At 66.5% G+C, this 22,201-nt stretch carries 17 protein-coding genes; 5 read left to right on the top strand and 12 right to left on the bottom strand.

The features are described from left to right. Positions 1–4: 4 nt before the first annotated feature. Positions 5–721 (top strand): SDR family NAD(P)-dependent oxidoreductase, encoded by a 717-nt coding sequence (locus AC5P5R_RS21495; RefSeq protein WP_012479996.1) that lies wholly within the window; start codon positions 5–7, stop codon positions 719–721. Here AC5P5R_RS21495 and AC5P5R_RS21490 read toward each other — a convergent pair. Further along, a complete protein-coding gene (locus AC5P5R_RS21490; RefSeq protein ID WP_164281749.1) occupies positions 715–2,226 on the bottom strand; it encodes an MFS transporter in 1,512 nt (503 codons plus the stop codon). The two genes, AC5P5R_RS21495 and AC5P5R_RS21490, sit on opposite strands and share 7 nt — an antisense overlap. A gap of 120 nt (positions 2,227–2,346) precedes the next feature. Between AC5P5R_RS21490 and AC5P5R_RS21485 the strand changes: the two genes are divergently transcribed. Both AC5P5R_RS21485 and AC5P5R_RS21480 read left to right on the top strand, forming a co-directional pair. Further along, positions 2,347–3,249, top strand: a complete 903-nt coding sequence (locus AC5P5R_RS21485; protein WP_012479994.1) for a LysR substrate-binding domain-containing protein — start codon at positions 2,347–2,349, stop codon at positions 3,247–3,249. A 63-nt stretch (positions 3,250–3,312) separates the two neighbouring features. Beyond that, a complete protein-coding gene (locus tag AC5P5R_RS21480; protein ID WP_044570022.1) occupies positions 3,313–5,259 on the top strand; it encodes an EAL domain-containing protein in 1,947 nt (648 codons plus the stop codon). On the opposite strand, the gene AC5P5R_RS21475 is transcribed toward AC5P5R_RS21480, so the two are convergent. Further along, complete coding sequence (locus tag AC5P5R_RS21475; protein WP_012479992.1) at positions 5,256–5,867, bottom strand: TetR/AcrR family transcriptional regulator; 612 nt, start codon at positions 5,865–5,867, stop codon at positions 5,256–5,258. The two genes, AC5P5R_RS21480 and AC5P5R_RS21475, sit on opposite strands and share 4 nt — an antisense overlap. Positions 5,868–5,971: 104 nt before the next feature. Here AC5P5R_RS21475 and AC5P5R_RS21470 point away from each other — a divergent pair, with 104 nt between their 5' ends. Further along, positions 5,972–7,048, top strand: coding sequence for an MBL fold metallo-hydrolase (locus AC5P5R_RS21470; RefSeq protein ID WP_059034253.1), 1,077 nt, complete (start codon positions 5,972–5,974; stop codon positions 7,046–7,048). 27 nt (positions 7,049–7,075) lie between these two features. Here the strand turns inward: AC5P5R_RS21470 and AC5P5R_RS21465 are convergent, their stop codons facing one another. Next, positions 7,076–7,573, bottom strand: coding sequence for a helix-turn-helix transcriptional regulator (locus AC5P5R_RS21465; protein ID WP_012479990.1), 498 nt, complete (start codon positions 7,571–7,573; stop codon positions 7,076–7,078). Positions 7,574–8,086: 513 nt separating this feature from the next. Here AC5P5R_RS21465 and AC5P5R_RS21460 point away from each other — a divergent pair. Next, entirely contained in the window at positions 8,087–11,206 is a 3,120-nt protein-coding gene (locus AC5P5R_RS21460; RefSeq protein WP_111722974.1) for a discoidin domain-containing protein, read from the top strand. A gap of 96 nt (positions 11,207–11,302) precedes the next feature. On the opposite strand, the gene AC5P5R_RS21455 is transcribed toward AC5P5R_RS21460, so the two are convergent. The 9 genes from AC5P5R_RS21455 to AC5P5R_RS21415 form a co-directional block, all read right to left on the bottom strand. Then, complete coding sequence (locus AC5P5R_RS21455) at positions 11,303–12,280, bottom strand: ABC transporter substrate-binding protein (RefSeq protein WP_100438441.1); 978 nt, start codon at positions 12,278–12,280, stop codon at positions 11,303–11,305. A 16-nt stretch (positions 12,281–12,296) separates the two neighbouring features. Further along, a complete protein-coding gene (locus AC5P5R_RS21450) occupies positions 12,297–14,042 on the bottom strand; it encodes an amino acid ABC transporter permease/ATP-binding protein (protein ID WP_164281750.1) in 1,746 nt (581 codons plus the stop codon). Further along, positions 14,039–14,590, bottom strand: a complete 552-nt coding sequence (locus AC5P5R_RS21445) for a GNAT family N-acetyltransferase (RefSeq protein ID WP_005409345.1) — start codon at positions 14,588–14,590, stop codon at positions 14,039–14,041. The genes AC5P5R_RS21450 and AC5P5R_RS21445 overlap by 4 nt, the downstream gene beginning before the upstream one ends. Continuing rightward, the gene (locus AC5P5R_RS21440) at positions 14,587–15,807 is read right to left on the bottom strand and encodes a M20 aminoacylase family protein (protein WP_032966685.1); all 1,221 of its coding nucleotides are present in this window, start codon (positions 15,805–15,807) and stop codon (positions 14,587–14,589) included. Before AC5P5R_RS21440 ends, AC5P5R_RS21445 begins: the two co-directional genes overlap by 4 nt. A 4-nt stretch (positions 15,808–15,811) precedes the next feature. Continuing rightward, positions 15,812–17,155 carry an LLM class flavin-dependent oxidoreductase gene (locus AC5P5R_RS21435; protein ID WP_100438439.1) on the bottom strand — a complete coding sequence of 448 codons (1,344 nt, stop codon included), beginning with the start codon at positions 17,153–17,155 and terminating at the stop codon, positions 15,812–15,814. Between the two features lie 18 nt (positions 17,156–17,173). Then, positions 17,174–18,151, bottom strand: a complete 978-nt coding sequence (locus tag AC5P5R_RS21430; protein ID WP_100438438.1) for an MsnO8 family LLM class oxidoreductase — start codon at positions 18,149–18,151, stop codon at positions 17,174–17,176. A 14-nt stretch (positions 18,152–18,165) separates the two neighbouring features. Continuing rightward, a complete protein-coding gene (locus AC5P5R_RS21425) occupies positions 18,166–18,528 on the bottom strand; it encodes a DUF3088 family protein (RefSeq protein ID WP_099497614.1) in 363 nt (120 codons plus the stop codon). 157 nt (positions 18,529–18,685) lie between these two features. Further along, the gene (gene msuE / locus AC5P5R_RS21420) at positions 18,686–19,267 is read right to left on the bottom strand and encodes an FMN reductase (protein ID WP_024956916.1); all 582 of its coding nucleotides are present in this window, start codon (positions 19,265–19,267) and stop codon (positions 18,686–18,688) included. Positions 19,268–19,319: 52 nt separating this feature from the next. Next, complete coding sequence (locus tag AC5P5R_RS21415) at positions 19,320–21,896, bottom strand: TonB-dependent receptor plug domain-containing protein (protein WP_043035035.1); 2,577 nt, start codon at positions 21,894–21,896, stop codon at positions 19,320–19,322. Positions 21,897–22,201: the final 305 nt, after the last annotated feature.

Here is a 22,201-nt window from a genome sequence, read left to right as displayed (position 1 = left end):
CAACATGAAATTGATGGTCATCGGCGCCAGCAGGGGCCTGGGTCGGGCGTTCGTGGAAGGCCTGTGCAGTGCGGGCGACACCGTCATCGGCGTTTCGCGCAGCCGTCCGCGCGACCTTGAATGCCCCGAGGGTGTCACCCTGCAGTGGATCGAGGCCGATCTGTCCCAACCCACCCTGGCTGCCAATCACATCGCAGCGCAGGCACCGGCCGATCTGGATGTGCTGATCCACAACCTGGGCATCTGGGAAGAGACCGCCTTCAGCGACGAGTACGCCTTCCTCGACGAGAGCGATACCGCGCTCACCCGGCTGGTCGACGTCAACATCACCGCGACTCTGGTGCTGCTGCAGCGCCTGCTGCCGCAGGTGCTGGGCGCGCCACGCCCACAGCTGGTGCTGACCGGCTCGACCTCGGCACTGCCGCGCAGCGGCCGCCCGGAAGTGGCGTTCGGTGCATCCAAGTTCGCACTCAACGGCATCGCCGATGCACTGCGTGAGGGTTTCCGCGATCGGCGCTTGGCGGTGACCAGCCTGCAGTTGGGCTACCTCAACACCGACGATGCGCTGTCGGTGCCGGTGGCAGAGGCCGCAGGGCGCGGCGACGGTGAACTGGTGCCGGTGCACGACGTCGTTGCGATGGTGCGCGCGCTGCTGCAGTTGTCACCGTCCGGCTTCGTGCGCGAACTGGTGCTGCCGGCCATCGCCGACCCGCGCTACTGACTACCCCTGCTCAGGCCAGGCTCGACCTCTTCGCGCAACAGGTACCCAAGCACGATGGCGGTCAGCACGGTTGCCATCGACAGGACAAACAGCTGGCCACGGACGGCCTCCATGTATGCCTGGGCAAGCGCCGTTCTCGAAACGCCGGGCAATGCCTCCACCGCTCCGCCAAGGTCGCCCATGGACAGCCTGTGCACGGCGGCACGGGCCACGACGCCGGCCTCCAGCATCATGTCCCCGCCAATCCGGGCCGAGAGCATGATGCCGACAAGCGCGAGGGCAATGGAATCGCCTGCCAGTCGCATCGCATTGAAGATGCCAGCGGCCATGCCGGCCTGCTCCTTGCCGACCACGCTGACCGCCAGGCCATCCATGATCCCCCAGGGAAGGCCGATGCCGATTCCGATGACCAGCATCGGCATCCAGCGCACCGACGGGAACTGGAACACCTGCGCCAGCCATGCCAGCCCAAGCGCACCGATCAGCAGGCCCGCACAGCACAGCGTCCGCGCCGGAATCCAGCGCAGCAGGTAGCCGGCAACCAGGGGAACAACCAGCAAGGGTGCAGACAGCGCTGCCATCGCCAGTCCAGCCTCGGTGGGTCGCAGTCCTTCAACACCGATGAAGCCAGCCGGCAGCACGACCAGAAGGACGACGTAGGAGAACGCAGGGGCAGCGGCCAGAATCTGCACGCCAACAAAACGCCGGTTGCGGAACAGCCCGAGATCCAGCAGCGGTGTTCGATGGGAGCGCTCAACGGCAATGAACACGCCCAGCAGCACCACCGAGAGCGCCAGCAGTACCAGCGTCTGCGGATGCAGCAGGCCACGTTCCGGCACCACGATCATGGCGTAGGTGAGTGAGCCCAGCGCCAGCATGAAGGTGATGGCCCCCAGCCAATCCAGGCGTGGCGAACCGGCGTTTCTCGATTCGGCGGATGACAGGGCGACCAGCGGTACGGTCAGGGCCGCCAGCAACGCAGGCAGGAAGAACACCCATTCCCAGCCCAGCGCATCGATCAACCCGCCCGCCAGCAGCGGACCGCCTGCGGCCCCTGCACCAAAAGTGGTGCCGATCAGGCTGAACACCCTTGCCCGCGCCTGGCCGTCGAACACCTGCGCCAGCGACGCCATCGCGCCGGCAAACGCTGCCGACGCCGCCATCCCCTGAAGCAGTCTCAGGACATTGATCCACGCCACATCGGGCATCAAGGGAATCAGGCCGGTGACGAGTGCAAACAACGCGCCGCCCAGAATCCAGATCCGGCGCCTGCCATGCAGATCGGCCAGTCCACCGGCCACCAGCGTGGTGCAGCCGTAGGTCAACAGATAGGCGTTGATGATCCAGGACAACGCCGCAGGGGAACCGCCCAGCGCGTCCCGGATGGCAAGAATGCCCACGGCAGGGCTGGCAATGCTCAAGGGAATGGTGAGCGCCGTCAGACAGCCTGCCAGCACCACGCCAAAGCGTGATGATCCGGCCGTCTCAGCAGAGGCAACAGACATGTCGATGAAACTCGAGCGTGGCCAAGCGCCACCGCATTGATGCTATCGACGACGCTATTGCGTAAGAATCCGTCATTCGCTCCATGCTTTAATGACAACAACGTCATCAATGGTCACGTCATGGACAGCTTTGCCGGTCTCAGCCTCTTCGTTCTGGTCGCCGAGGCACGCAGCTTCGCGGCCGCAGCACGACAGCGTGGCATCACCCCTTCGGCCGCAAGCAAGACCATCGCCCGGCTGGAAGAGCGCCTGGGCGCCCGCCTGCTGAATCGCAATACCCGCAGCGTCAGCCTGACTGCCGAAGGCGAGCAGTTCCTTGAACGCTGCCGCCGCATCATGATCGAGGTCGCCGCGGCAGAACGCGAACTGACCGATGCCCACGCCGCGCCCAGCGGTCGTCTGAAGGTCAGTCTTCCACTCGCCAGCGGTCTGATGCTGCCGGTGCTTTCGGCGTTTGCGCAGCGCTTCCCCGCCATCGAACTCGACCTGCACTTCAGCGACCGCATGGTCGATGTCATCGAGGAAGGCTTCGATGCCGTCGTCCGCACAGGCAGCCCCGCCGACTCCCGGCTGCACGGCCGCAACCTCGGCAGTACCCGGTTGTTGTGTGTGGGCGCGCCTGCCTACTTCGCCAGACGCGGTACGCCGCAGCACCCGGATGACCTGAGCGGCCACGCATGCCTTCTCCATCGCTTTCCCGGCACCGGCCTGATCGAACGCTGGCCACTGCCCGCACGTGAGGGAGGCGCTGAAACCCGGCTGACTGCCGCAATGACCGCCAATCATCTTGAGACGATCCTGCACATGGCCATCGATGGCCATGGCATTGCGTGCCTGCCCGACTTCGCCACGCGTGATGCGCTGGACCGCGGTTCGCTCGTCAGCGTTCTGGACCCATGGAGCACCGAGCGAAGCACCTTCTGGGCCCTCTGGCCAAGCCATCGCCATCAGCAGCCGCGTGTTCGGGTGTTTGTCGATTTCATGGCCGAACACCTCCTTCCCGGAAACGACCGCTGCAATTGAACCTGCGCTCTGCTGCGACTACGCTGCTCGTCACTGGCCGTCGGTCACAGGCGGGAACCTGCTATGGATGCGCTTTCACGGGTTTCGGCCCAGGTCCTGGACAGCGCCCTGCCCAGCCTGCCGCTGTACCTGCTGCAGGCCACGGCGGTGATCGGCATGATCGGCGTGCTGCTGATCGCCACCCGCCGCGCCGGCCACGCCATTGAAGGCCGCCGCCTGTATGTGGGCGTGGCGCTGGGCCTGATCTACCTGTTCAATTCCTGGTTCGTGGCCCGCTACAGCCAGGGCGTGGTCAAGCTCCACCTGGGTTTCGACATCCTGCTGGTCAGCGGCCTGCTCGGCGGCTGGCGCGGTGGCCTGGCCTGCCTGGGCGCCAGCCTGCTGGCCCGCTACCAGTTCGCCGGCACCCAGTATTTCCTGCCTGCCGGCCTCGAGGCCACGCTGCAGATGCTGGCCGGCGTCTGGCTGCGCAGGCGCCTGCACCCGCGCATGCTCAATGAACTCTCGCTGCGCCTGATCCTGCAGGCCTGGGGCGTTCGTATCGTCGTCACTGCGTTGGGCCTGGCACTGGGGGTAGCAATCATCGGCGCCCATCAGCTGCCCGTGGAGGAGTTGGCAATCCAGCGCCTGCTGGCACTGCCACTATCACTGCTGATGCTCGGCGCGGTGTTCGCACTGGTCTACAACGATGCGCAGATCGATGCACAACGCCAGCGCGAACAGGCCTGGCTGCGCATCGATCCGATCAGTGGCCTGCCCAACATGCGTGCGCTCGGCGAACGCCTGCAGCATTACTGGCGCGACAACGACGGCATCGGCAAGGCCTGCCTGATCGTGGCCGAGATGGGCAACCTGCGCGATCTGCGCCTGCGCTATGGTCCGCTGCAGGACAACGGTATCTGGCAGCGCGACAGCACCGAAGAAGTACATCGGCTGCTGCCCTCGCTGCCGGCCACGCAACTGGAGATCTACCAGTTCGGCGATGCCGCGCTGGCGATCCTGGTGCGCGACCTGGCCTTGTCCGATCTGCGCACGCAACCGCAGATCACCGAGCTGGCCAGCAACCTGGCCGAGCAGGTCGGCCGCGATTGGCCCGGTTTCCGGCCGCTGTTCCGCTGTGCAGTAGTCGAATTGAAGCCCCCCGTAGATGCCGACGAAGGACATCTTCCGTTCCGTGCGATCACCGTTGCACTGAGTGCGATCGAATCCGGCGTCGTGTTCTTCGACGACCCGATCCAGCGCGACAGCGAGATCGACGCCCTGATCGAAGTCGCCCTCGAACGCTGGCTGCAGCAGGGCGACGCACCGCTGTGCTACCAGCCCAAGCATCGTCTGCAGGATCGCCAACTGGTCGGCGCCGAAGCACTGCTGCGCATGCGCGACGGCGAGGGCCGGCTGATCGCGCCGATGCGGGTGATCTCGCTGCTGCGCCGGCAGGGGCGGCTGGCTGAACTGGAATGGGCCACGCTGCAATCGGCCATCCACTTTCTGCAGCAGTGCCGACGCGATGGCACGCAGCTGAAGATCGCCGTGAACGTTTCGGCCGAGTCACTGCGCCTGCCCGACTTCGGCCTGCGCCTGCAGGAACTGCTGGCACTGCACGATGTGCCCGGCGTGATGCTGCGCCTGGAGATCGTCGAATGGACCGAGATCGTCGAGCGCGACGTGGTCGATGCCAACATCGCACAGCTGCTGGCGGCGGAGGTCACCCTGTCACTGGATGATTTCGGTGCCGGCTATTCAACCCTGATCCTGCTCTCGCAGCTGGCCATCGCCGAGGTGAAGATCGAGCAGGCACTGATCGCCACGCTGTCCGACGCCAAGTCGCAGTCGATCGTGCGCTTCATCGTCGAAGTCGCGCACCGCTGCGGTGCGATCGTGGTGGCCGAAGGTACCGAAACCCTGGCGCAGGAGCAGCAGCTGCGCGCACTGGGCGTGGATGTCGGCCAGGGTTATCTGTATTCGGCAGCGCTGCCGGCCGACGAATTCCGCCGCTTCGCCGCCAGCTAGACCGCGTAGAAACCCAGGAACATCGCCACCGCCGATTCGGCCACGCGTGCACGCTCCTGTGCGTTCAACGGTGCCTGCCCCATCGTCACCTGTGGCCAGAATGCAAAGCTCTTCACCAGCCCGTGCAACTGGTGGCCGGCGAACTCCGGATCGACCTCGCGCAACCGGCCATCGGCGATTGCTGCACGGATCCATGCGCTCTCGCCACTTTCCTTCTCGCCCATGCGGCAGACGATGGCCTGCGCCCGCTCCGGTGAATGGATGATCTCGGCCATCGCCACCCGCGCCAGGTCGATGAAGTTGGCATCGCTGAGCAGTTCCAGCTTCTGTCCCAGCAACTGCAGCAGCTGCGCCTGCAGCGGCTGGTCGGCGCGGTACGGCAATGCATCGCTGGCCACGCTGCGTTCCCACAGTTCCTCCAGGATCATCGAGAACAACGCTTCCTTGCTCGGGAAGTGGTTGTAGACGGTGCGCTTGGAGACCCCGGCTGCCTCTGCAATGCGGTCCATGCTGGTCGCCTCGTAGCCCGATGCACGGAATTCCTCCACCGCCGCGCGCACGATGGCTTCGCGTTTGCGGTCGGTCAGGCGTTGCGGGGCACGGGGCATGGCGGGAACCGGATAACTGAACGGATGCTTCCATTTTACACTCGGCAGTGTACTTTTGGAAAACCCGAAACTACACTGTGCAGTGTACTCAGCGGACGTCACCCATGAAGCGCCTGCTCCTTGTCCTCCTGCTTGGAATCCTCGCCGTGACCGCCTACACCTTCTGCAAGTCCTGGTCCCTCCCCGACTTCCCCGAGTCGCCGCAGTACCGTGATGGCAAGTTCCGCAATGCCCTGCCCCGTCCAGCGATGGGCCTGCGCGACGGCCTGGAGATCTGGTGGACGTTCCTCTTCAACAAACCCAAGGGCACCGTGCCCGCGCACCCGATTCCAGTGCAGCCGCTGGACCGCGCCACACTGGACGCCGCGCCGGACCGCAGCCTGTTCCGGCTGGGGCACTCTACGATCCTGCTGAAGCTGCGCGGCCAGTACTGGCTGACCGACCCGGTGTTCTCCGAGCGCGCCTCGCCGGTGCAGTGGATGGGCCCGGCCCGCTTCCATGCGCCGCCGATCAGCATCGACGATCTGCCGCCGATCGCCGGCGTGATCCTCTCGCACAACCACTACGACCACCTCGACCACGCAGCGGTGATGCAGCTGGCCGGCAAGACCGCGCGCTTCATTGCACCGCTCGGCGTCGGCGACCAGCTGATCGCCTGGGGCGTGGACGCCAGCAAGGTCGAACAGCTGGACTGGTGGCAATCGACCGAGGCCAATGGCCTGCGCCTGACCGCCACCCCCGGCCAGCATTTCTCCGGCCGCGGACTGGGCGACAGTGATCGCAGCCTGTGGGCGTCATGGGTGATCCAGGACGATGATTTCCGCATTTTCTTCAGCGGTGACACCGGCTACTTCGATGGCTTCAAGGCCATCGGCGAAAAATACGGTCCGTTCGACCTGACCATGATCGAGACCGGTGCCTACGATCCGCGCTGGGCGTTCGTGCACATGCAGCCGGAACAGACGCTGCAGGCGCACCTGGACCTGCGCGGCAAGTGGCTGCTGCCGATCCACAATGGCACCTTCGATCTGGCCCTGCACGCATGGCAGCAGCCGTTCGAACGCATCACGGCATTGGCGGCCGCAAAGAATGTGCCGGTGGCCACGCCGATGATGGGCGAAGCACTGGACATGCAGGCGCCGCAGGCGGGTACGCGATGGTGGGAGACGGTGGAGCTGTAATGCGATGGGCTCCGATTCTGGCCGCTGCTACGTCTTCGGGTGAAGCCTGCGCCCTTCCCGGGCCAGATTGATCTGCAGCGCAGCGGCGGCGAGCTCGGTCATTTCCGTCGTGACTTTCCCGCTGCCGCGCGCTCGCAGCCAACCGAGAATGTCGACCAGATGCCAGATCGAGGTCGAGCCGTCATGCACGGGGGACGGAAACGACTGCGGGTTGGCCAGCATGAGCTTCCGCATGTTCTGGCGCGACATTCCGAGCAGGTCTGCGACGTCAGTGAGCCCCACCAGATCGGGGCTCACTTCAACCAGTTCGGCACCGGGCACGGCCCGCTGCACATCGTCCAGCGCCGAACGCAGGGCAGCCCCTGCGCTGTCTGCTTCGCGGCAGAACGCCAGGGCCAGCCGTCCCGGCAGCCCAAGGCCCACAAGCGCGTCGTCACAGCCGCCTTCGGCCAGGCGCTGCTCGAGGACGCCGATTTCATTGCCTGTGTCCGGCAAGCGGTACTTCAGGGTGAAGTTGAATTCCATGATTGACCCCTTCGCTTCTGACGAAGCCTGATCTCATTGCTCACGACTGCAGTTCTCGACCACACGCCGCAAGGCCCTTGCATGATGGCTGCCGCTTCGCGGCGTGCTCCAGACGCTCACGATGCAGAACTCCCCGCATCGGCAATCGGTGTCGTTGTAAGGGCAATACATCCGGCCCCACGCATGGCCGCACGCCATACGGAGCCTCCACCCACGGTCCTCCGCGAACTGCAACGCCGCTTCGATGTCCTTGTCTGGATGACGCGCTCGAGACATTCCTTGTTCTCCATAGTCTGCACACGGCTCACGTAAGTTGTCAAATGACAACCAAACTAAAAGACTTGCGATGTGACCCTAGCCAATCCGCGCTACACGTCCAGAGCCACATCCGTCAGCCCTCCCGTGATGGCGGGGCCAGCGTCCAGCGGCGCTGCAGTGCGTCATGTAACCGATTACATCCCTTGCTAGCGTAGCGCTCGCCCGATTCCGGTCGAACCTGCGAGGCTGTCCGTAATGACGTTGCGCGCCGAACGCTCCAAGGTCTCCACCCCGCTTTTCCCGTTGCGCCTTGCCGCGGCCCTGCTGTTGGCCGCCCTGGTCTCCAGCGCACAGGCACAGACCCTCACCCCGCGCAGCCAATGGCAGGCCAGCAGTTCATCGCAACAGGTACCGGCGATGGCGATCGGCCACCTGATCGACGGCGACCCGAAGACCGTGACCGGCGGCGCCTTCAGCCCCGGCCACTGGTTCCAGATCGACCTGGGCGCGCCCACCCTGCTGTCCGGCGCGCGCCTCACCTGGGATGTCTCCAATCCGGAAGGCTATTCGCTACAGACCTCACTGGATGGCACGCAGTGGCAGACCGCGTACACGATGGCCGATTCACTGGGCAATGTGGAAACGCTGTACTTCGCGCCGCGGCAGGCGCGCTATCTGCGGCTGGCCAGCCCGCAGCGCACCTCCGACTGGGGCGTGTCGATCTTCGAGATGGAGCCGCTGGACGGCACGCTCAGCGCACGCATCAGCGGTATCGATGCAGCGCAGGCAGCCGCGCTCTGGCAAGGCGGCGGCACCGTCCCGATGCCGGCCGGGACAAATGGATCCCATGCGTTAGAGATCACGCTGCCGCAGGCTCAATCGACGGCTGGTCTGGTGGTCGACTGGGCTGATGGCAGCCGCGGCCCTGCCCGATTGCAGGTTCAGGATGCACAGGGCCGGTGGCAGGACCTCGCGCACGATGCGCAGGCGGCCAGCCACCGCCAGAGCTGGCTGGCCGCCAATGCCGCACAGGCCGTGCGTGCATTCCGCCTGAGCGTGGATGGATCTGCACCAAAGGTGGCACGCCTGCGCCTGCTCGGCCCGAAAGCCGTGATGACACCGATGAAGCAGTACCAGATCGCCGCCAGCGGCGCGCAGCGCCCGTTGTTCCCAGCCTCACTGCAGATGCAGCAGACCTATTGGACCGCCGTCGGCGTGCATGCCGGGCGACAGAAATCGATCTTCGACGAGTACGGAAACCTGGAAGCCTTCAAGGGCGCGCCGTTGGTGCAGCCGATCTGGCGCAGCGCCGACGGGAGCACTGCGGGTGCGGCCGGGCAGAACGTGCAGCATGCATTGCGGGACGGCTGGAAGCCGATGCCCTCCGCTACCTGGTCACCGCAACCCGGCCTGGAGCTGCGCAGTGAAGTGTTCGCCATCGAGCGCAACGGCCAGCCGGTAACGTTCCTGCGTCATCGCCTGCGCAACACCGGCGGCACCAGGATCGACGGCACGCTCAGCCTGATCGTGCGCCCGATGCAGATGAATCCACCGTGGCAGAACGGCGGGCTGTCACCCATCCGCGATGTGGCGATCGATGGACAGGCCGTGCGCATCAATGGACGCACGCTGCTGCAGTCGCTCACGCCGGTGACTGCGTTCGGCGCGGCGCCGTTTGGCAGGGATGGCGCAACGGAAATCACCGCGACCCTCGCTGCCGGCCAGCTGCCCTCCACGCAACAGGCGCGCGACGACGAGGGTCTTGCCTCGGCTGCGTTGAACTACCGCGTGTCACTGGCGCCGGGCGCCAGCGATGCCATCGTGGTCGCGTTCCCGCTGGGTACTGCCGCCGCCGATAGCAAGGGCGCACTGCCCGAAGCGCCTGCGCTCGATCTGGCCACGCTGCCCCGCGATGCCAATACGGCGTTCGATTCCCTGGCCACGCAGGCCTCCGCGGACTGGCAGGCACGGCTGGGCCAGGTCGGGCTGCGCCTGCCCGATCCTTCGCTGGTCGACATGCTGCGCGCGCAGGCCGCCTACATGCTGATCAACCAGACCGGCCCGGCGATGCAGCCCGGGCCCCGCAACTACAACCGCTCTTTCATCCGCGACGGCATGGCCACCTCGGCGGTGCTGCTGCGCATGGGCGAAGCACGCGTCGCGCGCGACTACCTGGCCTGGTACAGCGAACACGGCGTGCATGCCAACGGCCTGGTCTCGCCGATCCTCAACGACGATGGCAGTGTCAACACCGGCTTTGGATCGGACATCGAGTACGACAGCCAGGGCCAGTACGTCACGCTGGTGGCCGATGTCGCGCGCCTCGATGGCGGGCCCGAGTCGGTACGTGCCTATCTGCCGAGAGTGAAAGCGGCGCTGCGCTTCCTGCAGGAACTGCGCGAGCGCACGCTGGTACCCGGCTACAAGGCCGACCAACCGGCGCCGGAGCGATTCGCGGGCATCCTTGCGCCGTCGATCAGCCATGAGGGCTATCCGTCGCCCACCCACAGCTACTGGGATGACTACTGGGGACTGAAGGGCTGGCACGACGGCGCGTGGCTGGCCGAGGCACTGGGCGACCACGAGACTGCTGCCTGGGCGCGCGAGCAATACAAGCTGCTCTACGACGCGCTGCACGCCTCTATCCAGGCGACGATGGCGTGGAAGGGCATCGACTTCATTCCCTCCTCGGCCGACCTGGGCGATGGCGATCCAGCCGGCGTATCGATCGCACTGGCCCCCACCGGTGCGCAGAGCGTGCTGCCCGCCGAGGCACTGCGGACCACCTTCGCGCGTTATCTGGAGGATGTGCGCAAGCGCAGCCAGCCCGATGCGCTGTACGCCTATACGCCGTATGAGATCCGCAACGTGCTGAGCTATGTGCACCTGGGCCAACCGCAGGTTGCCGATGAGCTGCTGCAGGGACTGCTGCATGATCGGCGCCCGCTTGAGTGGCAGGTACTGGCCGAGGTCGTGCACTCGCGGCTGCGTTTCCCCCGCTACCTGGGCGACATGCCGCATACCTGGATTGGTGCCGAGTATGGCCGCACGCTGTTCGGCATGTTGATGCGCGAGGACGATGATGCGTTGTCGCTGCTGCCGGGCACGCCCCCGTCGTGGGTGGCTGGCGATGGGCTGGCGGTGGAACGCCTGCCAACAGCGTATGGCACGCTGCAGATGCAGGCGCGCCAGCGCGACGGCACGCTGACGGTCTCGCTGGGCGATGGGCTGCGCAGCGGGACGGCAGTGAAGGTCTGGTGGCCGGAGCGCACGATGCCGAAGACGGTGCGCGTGGATGGGCGTAGCGTTTCCGACTTCGATGCCGAGGGTGTGCGGCTGGCGAAACCGTTCAGGACGCTGGAGGCTCGTTGGTAGAGCAGCCGAGCATGGCTCGGCTCTACAGGAGCATCCACGCATGGCGTGGATCTACTCCCGCGGCAATGCATGGGTAGCGCCGGGCCACGCCCGGTGTCATTGCAGCGTCGGCAACCCCGGCGGGTTGGTCTGCGACTGCGGCACGGCTTCCTCGGCCACATTCCACCGTTTCAGCGCCTGCGCATAGGTGCCGCTGCCGATCTGGGTGTTCAATGCCTGCGTCACCGCATCAGCCAGGCCGCTGCCCTTGCGGGTGGTCACCGAGATCGCCGCAGCGTTCGGCCATCCGCCGGGGAACAGGCCCACGCGCCGCACCCTGCCGTCGCGTGCCGAGTACGCGCCAGTGGCATTGGGCTCGAACGAGACATCGGCCCGCCCGGTGATCACCGCCAACCGGCCGACCACCGCGTCATCGAAGTACTGGTACTCCACCGGCTTCAAGCCGGCAGCGATGTTCTGCTGGTCCCACTGCCGCAGGATCTGGTCCTGGTTGGTGCTGGCACCGACCACCACCTTCAGCCCGGCAACGTCGGCCGGCTTTTCGATCTTCTGGATCGGCCCATCAGTGCGCGTGTAGATGCCCAGCAGGTCGTAACGGTAGCTGGAGAAATCGAACTTCTTCTTTCGCTCCTCGGTGACCGTCACGTTCGACAGCACCGCATCGTACTTGCCCGATTCCAGCCCCAGCGGCCAGTCGGCCCAGGCCACCGGCACGATCACCAGCTTCAGGCCCAGCGCATCGGCGATCAGGCGCGCGATGTCCGGCTCGATGCCGACCACGTCCTTGCTGTCGGCGCCGTAGTCGGCCAGCGGCAGCTGCCCCGGATGAGTCGCCACGGTGAACGCCCCCGGCGTGACGAAGCGGTAGCCAGCCGGAATCAGGGCCTGCGCCTTCGGGTCGAGCGTGCCCTTCAGGATGGCGGTGTTCGCGCCGGCCAGGCTGGTCGCGGCCACGGCGCCGACATCCGGGGCCTGGCGCACGCGCGAGTAGACGATGCCGGCGATGCCGATGACCAGCACCCCTGCGATCAACAGGGTGCTGCGCGAGGGACGACGCGGTGCTGCAGGGCTCATGGTGTTCCTTCCGGGGTTACAGGGTCTTGGCGAGGAAATCGGCGGTGCGTTGCTGGCGCGGGCGCTCGAACAGGGCCTCGGGCGTGCCCTGCTCGATCACCCGGCCTTGGTCCATCATCACCACGTGGTCGGCCACGCGGCGGGCGAAGCTCAGCTCATGGGTGACGATCACCAGCGTGGTGCCGGAGCGGGCCAGTTCTTCGATCACGCTCAGCACTTCAGCCACCAGCTCCGGGTCCAGCGCCGAGGTCGGTTCGTCGAACAGCAGCACCTTCGGCTGCAGCGCCAGCGCGCGGGCAATCGCGATGCGCTGCTGCTGGCCACCGGACAGCTGGCGCGGGAACGCATCGGCCTTGTCGGCCAGGCCGACCCGCTCCAGCAGCGTGTGCGCCTGCTGCTCGGCCTGCGCGCGCGGCACACCGCGCACCGCGATTGGCGCCTCGATGATGTTCTCCAATGCGGTCAGGTGCGGGAACAGGTTGAAGCCCTGGAACACCATGCCCACTTCGGCACGACGGCGACGGATCTCGCGCTCGGGCAGTTCGTACAGGGTGTCGCCATCGCGGCGGTAGCCGATCAGCTGGCCGCCCACGGTCACATAGCCGCTGTCGGCGCGTTCCAGGTGGTTGATCAGCCGCAGCAGCGTGGATTTGCCGGCGCCGGACGGGCCGATCAGAACCGTCACGCTTCCAGCGCGCAGCTCCAGGTTCACGTCTTCCAGCACCGGCTGCTCGCCGAACACCTTGCCCACACCATGCAGCGACACCGCAGCGCCCTCGCCCGCTTCAACCTGCGCGGCGATGCGCGGGCGATTGACTACGCGCGGTGCGGCATCACTGGATGTCCGCACCGGTGACGACACCCGCGACACCGAGCGCTCGCGCTGCAGTTGGCCGCGCGCGAAGCGTTGCTCCACGCGCCGCTGCAGCAGCGACAACACGGTCAGGATCACCAGGTACCAGACCGTGGCCACCATCAGCAATGGCACCACTTCCAGATTGCGGCGGTAGATCACCTGCACGGTGTAGAACAGCTCCGGCAGCGCCAGCACGTAGACCACCGGGGTGCTCTTGGCCAGGCCGATCACATCGTTGAACGCGGCCGGCAGGATCGAACGCATTGCCTGCGGCAGGATGATGCGGCGCACCTGGCGGCCACGCGGCAGTCCAAGTGCCGCTGCCGCCTCGTACTGGCCATGGTCGACCGAGAGGATGCCACCGCGGATCACCTCGGCCGAGAACGCCGCCTGGTTCAGGGTCAGGCCCAGCACCGCGGCGGTGAACACACCGATCAGCTGCGTGGTCGGGTACGAGAACAGGCTGATGCCGGTGAACGGCACGCCCAGCTCGATGGTGCTGTACAGATAGCCCAGGTTGTTCAGCAGCAGCAGCAACACCAGCAGCGGGATCGAGCGGAACAACCACACATAGCCCCACGACACCGCCGACAACAGGGGTGAGCCGGACACCCGTGCCAGCGCAAGCAGGGTGCCCAGCGCGAAACCGAGGCCGGTACCGAGTGCGGTCAGCAGCAGCGTGCGGCCCAGGCCCTCGAGCACCGGGCGTGCGAAGAACCACTCAGCGAAGGTGCCCCAGCCCCAGCGCGGATTACCCAGTACGGACTGCAGCCCGATCAGGATCAGCGCCAGTGCCAGTACTGTGCCAAACACCTGCAGCGGATGCCGGGCCGGCACGATCTTCAGCGCCGGTGCTGGCGCCGGCCGGGTTGCAATGCCATCCAGCGCGGTCGAAGGCGTGCTCACGCGTGGGCTCCTTGCAGCTGGGTCTGCGCAGGCACGATGACGGGCGCCGGTGCCCGCAGGTGCTTTTCGAACGGCAGGTGCGCAATGGTTTCGGGATCCGCATCCAGATCGAACAGCGCGGTGTAACCATGGCTGAGGTACAGGCCAACCGCTTCAGGCTGGCGGAAGCCGGTGGTCAGGAACACCCGCCGGTATCCTTGCCGCGCCGCCTGGTCTTCCAGCTCCTGCAGCACGCGCCGCGCGATGCCCTGGCGACGCAGCCCGGGCAGCGTCCAGATCCGCTTGAACTCGGCGGTATCCGGATCGCGGTGCGGCATGAACGCGCCGCCGGAGATCGCCACGCCATCGCGCAGCAGCAGCACGAAGGCACCTACCGGGGCAGCAAAGGCCTGCGCCGGGTAGCGCTGCAGTTCCTCGCGGGCGCTGCCGCCGATGCGTCGGCGCACGTCGGCGTAGCGGCTGTCGTACTCCTGTTCCAGGCCATCGAACAGAGGCCGTGCCAGCGGATCATCCACCGAGGTGTAGAAGAAGCGTTCGTTGCTGCTCATGCCACGTCCTTCACCAGATAGTCTTCGGCCAGCCGTGCCCACAGGCTGGCGGCGGGTGCGATTGCGGCGTCGTTGAACACGTAGCGCGGGCTGTGCAGCGGCGCGCTGTCGCCGTTGCCGACGAACACGAAACTGCCCGGCCGCGCCTGCAGCAGGAAGGCGAAATCCTCGCTGGCGGTGCGCGGCGCGAATTCGGGCACTACATGTTCACTGCCGAAGCCCTGCAGCGCCACCTCACGGATGTAGGCAGTCTGCTGCGGGTGGTTGATCACGCTGGGGAAACCGCGCGGGAACTCGATCTCGGCGCGCGCACCGAACGCGGCAGCGGTCTGCTCGGCAATCCCGGTGACCCGGCGCCGCAGGGTGTCGCGTACCTCCGGCAGGTAAGCGCGCACGGTCAGTTTCAGCTCGACCACGTCCGGGATCACATTGGCGGCCTGGCCGCCGTGGATCGAGCCGACGGTGACCACGCCCATCTGCCGCGGATCGACATTGCGCGACACCACGCTCTGCAGCGCAGTGATGATGTGCGCGGCGACCAGGATCGGATCCACGCTGCCCTGCGGCTCGGCACCGTGGCCACCCTTTCCGATCACCTTCAGCCGTGCCCAGTCCACCGACGCCATCGCCGGGCCATCGACAAAGCCGAAGTGGCCCACCGGCACGCCCGGCCAGTTGTGCAGGCCATAGATCGCGTCCACCGGGAAGCGCTCGAACAGGCCGTCGGCAATCATCTTCGATGCGCCCGAACCCGTCTCCTCGGCCGGCTGGAACACCAGCTGCAGGGTGCCGTCGATATTGCCGTGATGGGCCAGGTAATGCGCGGCGGACAGCAGGATGGCGGTATGCCCATCGTGGCCACAGGCATGCATCAGCCCTTCGTTCTGGCTGGCGTAGGCCAGCCCCGAGTCTTCGTGGATCGGCAGTGCATCGATGTCGGCGCGCAGGCCGAGACGACGGCCGCCCTGCCCGCGTTGCAGCGTGCCGACAACACCGGTGCCACCGAGCCCGGTGGTGACCTCATAGCCCCACTGTTGCAGCAGCTCGGCCACACGGGCGCTGGTGCGGTGCTCCTCGAAGGCCAGCTCCGGATGCCGGTGCAGGTCATGGCGGATCGCGATGGCCGCCTCGGCGCGTGCCGCGATTTCGGGCAGCACGCCGATGGACGCGGGGTCTCGCCGGGCATGGCCGGGCGCTACCGAATTCTCTCCGCTCATCGCCCTACCCCGCCTTCCGCGCCGGTTCGGCATCGGCCGCATACCGGCTGGCCTTGTACGGCAGTCCCAGATGCTCACGCAGGGTCTGCCCCTGCAGCTCACGCTGGTGGTAGCCGCGGGCCTGCAGGATCGGCAGCACCTGGGTCACGAAATCATCCAGGCCTTCGCGCTGTGCGGCAAAGCCGAGAATGAAGCCGTCGCTGGCACCGGCGTCGAACCAACGGATCAGCTCATCGGCCACGTGCTCCGGCGTGCCGATGAAGTTTGGTCGCGGGCTCACCGCTTCAAGCGCCACCTGGCGCAGGCTCAGCCCCTTCTCACGCGCATCCTGCTTGATGCGGTCGGTGGTGGAACGGAATGAGTTACTGCCGATGTCACCCAGCTCCGGGAACGGTGCATCCGGGTCGTACTGGCTGAAGTCATGGTGGTCGAAGAAGCGGCCGAGATAGGCCAGCGCGTCCTCCAGCGTGGCCAGCGCGGCAATCGCCTGGTACTTGGCTTCGGCCTCCTCGGCGGTGCGGCCGACGATGGGGCCGATGCCCGGGAAGATCTTCACGTCGTTGCCGCTGCGGCCGTGCGCGATCGCCGAGTTCTTCACCTTCTGGGTGAACGCGCGGGTTTCTTCCAGCGATGGCGAATGGGTGAACACCGCATCGGCGTACTTGCCGGCCAACGCGATGCCATCATCGGAAGAACCCGCCTGGAAAATCATCGGCTGGCCCTGTGGCGAACGCTGGATGTTCAGCGGGCCTTCCACCTGGAAGAAGCGGCCCTTGTGGTCGAGGCGGCGGAACTTCTCCGGCGCGAAGAACGTACCGCTGTCGCGCTCGCGCACGAAGGCATCGTCATCCCAGGAATCCCACAGCCCCTGCACCACCTCCAGATACTCGTCGGCGATCTGGTAGCGCAGCGCATGCTCCGGGTGCGGCCGGCCATAGTTGCGACCCGAACCTTCCAACGGTGAGGTCACCACGTTCCAGCCAGCACGACCGCCACTGAGCAGATCCAGCGAGGCGAACTGGCGGGCGACAGTGAACGGGTCGCTGTACGAGGTCGACAGCGTGCCGGCCAGGCCGATCTTCTTAGTTGCCGTGGCCAGCGCCGAGAGCAGCGAGATCGGCTCGAAGCGGTTGAGGAAGTGCGGAATCGACTTCTCGTTGATGTAGAGGCCATCGGCCACGAAGCCGAAGGCGATGCCGTTGTCCTCGGCGGTGCGCGCAATGTCGATGTAGAACTGCAGGTTGACGCTGGCGTCGGCCGGGTTGGATGGATGCTTCCAGGCATGCATGTGGCTGCCGGGGCCCTGCAGCATGATGCCGAACGGAATGTGGCGCGGGGTGGTGCTCATGGGAATCGCTCCTGCAGGTCAGGCCACCGCCGCGCGCGGCGCGGGCGACAGTAGTTCAAGGGATGTCAGGCGTGCGTCGAGGTCGGCCACCGGCGCATCGAGGATGAATTCACCCACGCCGAAGCGCCGGTGCAGCGCGTCCAGTTCGCCGCGCACGTGCTGCGCATCGCCGGACAACACGCTCGGGCGTGTTTCCTCGATGCGGAAGTTGGCCACGCCCACTTGGCGTGCGTACTCGGCAGCCGCTTCGGGGCTGGGCAGGTTCACCGTCTGCCCGGGACCAAGGTGCAGCTTGTAGACGCGTAGCGCACCGATATGACGCGCTGCGGCTTCAGCAGTCGGTGCGGCGAAGGCCACCGTAGCCAGCAGCGGTGGCTGCGAGGAGACGCTGCGATAGGCGTCGAACGCGGCCTCGATGTGCTTCGGGTCGCCGTCGAAGTGCGCGGCGTAGACGAAACGCCAGCCCAGCTCGGCCGCCTGCCGTGCACTCTGCGGGCTCGCACCGAGCAGGAAGCGCTCCGGCGCCTGCTGCGGAATCGGCCGCGCCAGCACATCGGCGTCGGCGCCGGACAGATAGCCCTCAAGATCGCGCAGTTGCTGGTCGAAGTCGGTGAACGCCGGCCGCCCCGCTGCCAATGCAGCGGCAGATGCCGGCAGGCCGCCGGGCGCCTTGCCCACGCCCAGATCCACGCGCCCTGGCGCCAGCGCCGCCAGCAGGTTGAAGTTCTCCGCCACCTTGTACGGCGCGTAGTGGCGCAGCATCACCCCACCACTGCCGATGCGGATGCGCCGGGTCTGCGCCAGCACCCAGGCGGCCAGCACTTCCGGTGCGGGGCTGGCCAACGTCGGCGCGGCGTGGTGCTCGGCAAACCAGTAGCGGTGATAGCCCAGCTGTTCGGCGCGCTGCGCCAGCTGCAGGCTGTTGCGCAGCGCCTGCTCCGGCAAGGCGCCTTCGGCCACCGGGCTCTTGTCCAACACGCTGATCTGATAGCTCATGGTCGCGTCCTCGCTCAGGGATGGGCCACGGGGATGCCGAGCAACCCGTTCAGCGCGGCCAGGATCGGTTCGGCACCGGAGATGTACTGGCGGTCCTGGTGCACGCCACTCGCGAGGTCACTGCGCACGCCCTGCGGCAGCACCAGCTTCGGCAGCGACTGGTCCTGCTCGCCGATTTCGGCGATCACCTCCCGGCGCGGCCGTGCGAAACCGATGCGGCGCACGTCCAGCTGCGCGTCCAGGCCGTCGATGCTCGACAGCGCACCTTCCAGCAACAGGCTGTGCCGGCAGAAGAAGCGCTGGCCGGGAATCTGTCCGTCCTCGAACTCACGGTCGAGCAGGAACAGGATGGGCTTGTCGGTTGCGTTCAGACTCACGGGGTCGTCCTCATCGGGGGGCGGCAATGCGATGCCGCTTCGATATCGATGCTAGAGATGACGGCGGTCGGCACGGCGATGCCAGGCGACAATCGGCGGTCAGATCCGGCCATGCAGATGCGCCTTGGCCATAAGCAAAGCGCCGCCGGTTATGCCGTCAGGCGATCCTTCGCAGCGGCGCCGGTACCGCCAGCGCCTGCGAAGCCAGATGCCCTGCCGCGCGCTCGGCCGCCAGTGCGATGCGCGCCTGCAAGGCTGCACTGTTGATCTGCTCGCCATCGAAGTCGGCAGGCGTGGCATACACCCCGATCGGCAGCGTGTGCGCCTGCAGGAAACTGAACAACGGCCGCAACTGGTGGTCGATCACCAACGCATGGCGCTCGCTGCCACCGGTCGCCGCCAGCAGCACCGGCGTATCCACCAGCGCTTCCAGCCCGATGAAATCGACCAGGTGCTTGAACAACCCGGGATAGGAACCGCGATACACCGGTGCCGCGACCACCAGCAGACCGGCCGCCTCGATTGCCTGCAGTGCCTGCTCTACGGCTGGCTCCGCTTCATCGCGCGACAGCGACTGCCCCAGCGAACGCGCGATCGGCGCCAGCTCCACCAGCTCCACGCTGGCATGCACCCGCTGCTGCAACGACGCCAACAAGTGCCGCACCAGCAGCAACGTGCGCGACGTCGCCGAGCTGGTCGGTGATCCCACCACTGCCACCACCTTCAATGCAGAAGACATGAAATGCTCCTCGATGATGCCGAACCACGTCCGGCCGCCTTTGGCGTGAACCTCAAAACCGGTAACTGACCCGCCCGTACCAGTACGCGCCGACGTTGCTCAACACGTCGCCGTTGTCCCAGGTCGTCTCGATGCTCGCCACATCGGTGGCACTGCGCGCGTACTCCGGCACCTTGCGCGTGCGCTTGTCGAACACGTTGTTGATGCCCAGCGCCGCACTCCAGCCTGCGCCCAGTTCCACGGCACCGGAGAGATTGGTCACCAGCACCGGCGGCTGCTTGTACTCCACGCCGTTGTTCAGGCGCTTGATCGGGCCGTAGTAGGTGAAGTCGACGTTCGAGCGCCAGCGCCCGTTCTGCCAGCCCAACCCCGCCACCTGCGTGTAGCTGGGCGTACGGAAGCGCAGCGCGTACTCGCTGCTCTTGGTCAACAGGTTGATGTTCGGCAGCCCCTGCAGCGCCGCCGGAATGTCGCTGATCTTCTGGATGGTGGTGCGCCCCACGTTGGCCGCGTAGCTCCAGCGCAGCTTGCCCCAGGCCGTTTCCTGGTTCGCTTCCACGGTCAGCTCGACGCCGCGCGTACGGGTATTGCCCACGTTGGTGAAGTAGCTGGCGTAGAACGCATCACCCGGCAGGATGCTGATGCCGGCCGACCCGAGCAGCGCATCGATGGTGTTCTTCTGCGCCGCGCTCAGCACCGTGCCGCTGTTGTCGGTGACGCGTGCAGGATCCTGCGCGTTGTAGCCAATCTGGCTGGACTGGCCGAGCTGGCCGCGGATGTCGATCTGGTAGGCATCCACGGCCAAGTGGAACGCCGGGCTCGGGTCCCAGGTCACGCCCAGGCTGTAGTTGGTGGCTTTCTCGGGCTTCAGCGGCGTAGCACCCAGCGCAACGGCCGCCGGTGAAGACACCTGCGCCACCAGCGTGGTCCCGCACGGGCAACTGCCCGTGGCCTGGTAGAACTGTGCGCCCAGGCTGGGCGCATGGAAGCCGTTGCTGACCGTCGCGCGTACACCCAACGCGTCGGTGAAGTCGAAGCGCGTGGTCAGGCGGCCAGTGGAGACACTGCCGAAGTCGGAATGGTCTTCCCAGCGCGCGGCCGCATCCAGATACCAGCGCGAGGTGATGTTGCTGGCCGCGCCCACATAGACCGCCTTGCTGTTGCGCGTCGCCTTCACCGCATCGGCGGTGGAGTAGCCCACGAACGCCGCGGCACCGAAGCCGGTGTACGACTCCCACTGCCCGGCCCCGCGTTCGTACTGTTCGTGCTGGTACTCGGCGCCTGCGCTCACTTCCAGCGGCGACGCAAAGGCGGCCACCTCGAAGCCACGGCGCAGGTCGAGGTTGGCGATCCCCTGCTGGTAGTCCAGCTTGCCGTCATAGAAGTCAGTGGGCGAACCGGGATACGGCAGCGAGTAGTTCACCGAATTGCGGGTATAGGTGCGCACCGTGCTGCGGTTGCCGGTCAGGCTGGCGTCGTAGTCCCAGCCTGCCACCTGCCCTCTCACGCCCGCAGTGCCGGTGTACTGCTTCTCCTTGGTTTCCAGCACGGGCAGGAAGCCATCGGGAAACACGCTCAGCACCCCGGGCGCCTTGTAGGTGGTGAAGATGGTCGCCGGCAGGCGGAAGTTCTGGATTGCCTGCGCGGTGCGATCGCTGGCCGTGGCGTTGGCGTAGAACTGCGCGCTCTCGCCCAGGCCATGGCCCACGTTCACCGCGAACGCCTTCAGCGCATACGACGGGGAGCTGAGGATGGTGTTGGCCTCGGCATTGCGGCTGGCTTCGGCCGGGTTCGGCGATGCGCCGGCCGGCAACCGGTTGTTCGGGCGCAGTGCGACCAGATTGCCGCTACCATCCACCGCCGGGTAGCTCAGATAGCCATCGATGTAGCGGCGGGTGCGGATCGCATGATGCTGGCGGGTGGTCTCGCCGGAGAGGTTGACGAAGCCATCGGCACCCCACGGCAGGCCAACGTTGGCACGCACGCTGGTGCGCGAGCCATCACCGTCGATGCTCTGCCCGCTTTCCACGGCGAGCTCGCCACCGTGCGCCTGCGACTTCAGGATCACGTTGACCACGCCGGTGATCGCGTCCGAACCATAGATGGCCGACGCACCATCGCGCAGCACCTCCACGTGGTCGATGGCCGAGACCGGAATCAACGCCAGGTCGGCCCAGGCGTGGCCCGGAAAGCCACCACCGTTTGCGCCACTCACGTAAGCGCTGGCATTGCGGCGCTTGCCGTTCACCAGCACCAGCGTGTAGCCGGGCGACAGGTTGCGCAGCTGGTAGCCACGGATCAGGCTCTCCTGGTCGCTCTGGTAGCCACCAATCTGGCTGAGCGACGGCAGTGCGCGCTGCAGTGCTTCCAGCAGGTTGGCCTGGCCGGTAGCGGTGAGGTCTTCGGCGGAGATCACGTCAATCGGCGTGGAACTGTTCTTCACCGTACGCGTACTGGTGCGCGAGCCGGTCACCACCACCGCATCCAGCGTGGACGCGGCCACGTTGGCCGTCGCAGCGGCGGCAGCAGGATCCGCATCGGCTTCAGCGGCATGGCTGGGCGAAGCGGCGAGGATGGCTGTGATCAGAACAGCGAGAGTGCTCAGGACAGGGGCGTGGGCGGCAGGCATGGGGGCTCGTGGGGGTGGGCCGGAAACACGCTTCCATTCAAGGGCCTGTTCACCTGGTGCGACAGGCGCGATCGCGTCACCCAGCCGTAACATCCGGCCACCCACATGACCGCTGGTAATGACGATAGGCGCGGCTGCGCACGCGGCCGGCGGCGGGCGACACCCGACGGGGTAGAGTCGACTGTTAGTTGTGATCTCTCTGTACGTTGTTCATCCGGGACATCTTTGGAAAATGGTGGTTACCACACCTCTCCAGACCCCAAAGAGCCCGGATGAACCACCATAAAAATGCCCGTTTGACCGTC

It is taken from the genome of Stenotrophomonas sp. YJH_SMC_19 (assembly GCF_059367915.1).
Note: the sequence above shows the minus strand (reverse complement) of the source record. Positions and strands in the feature narration are given on the sequence as shown.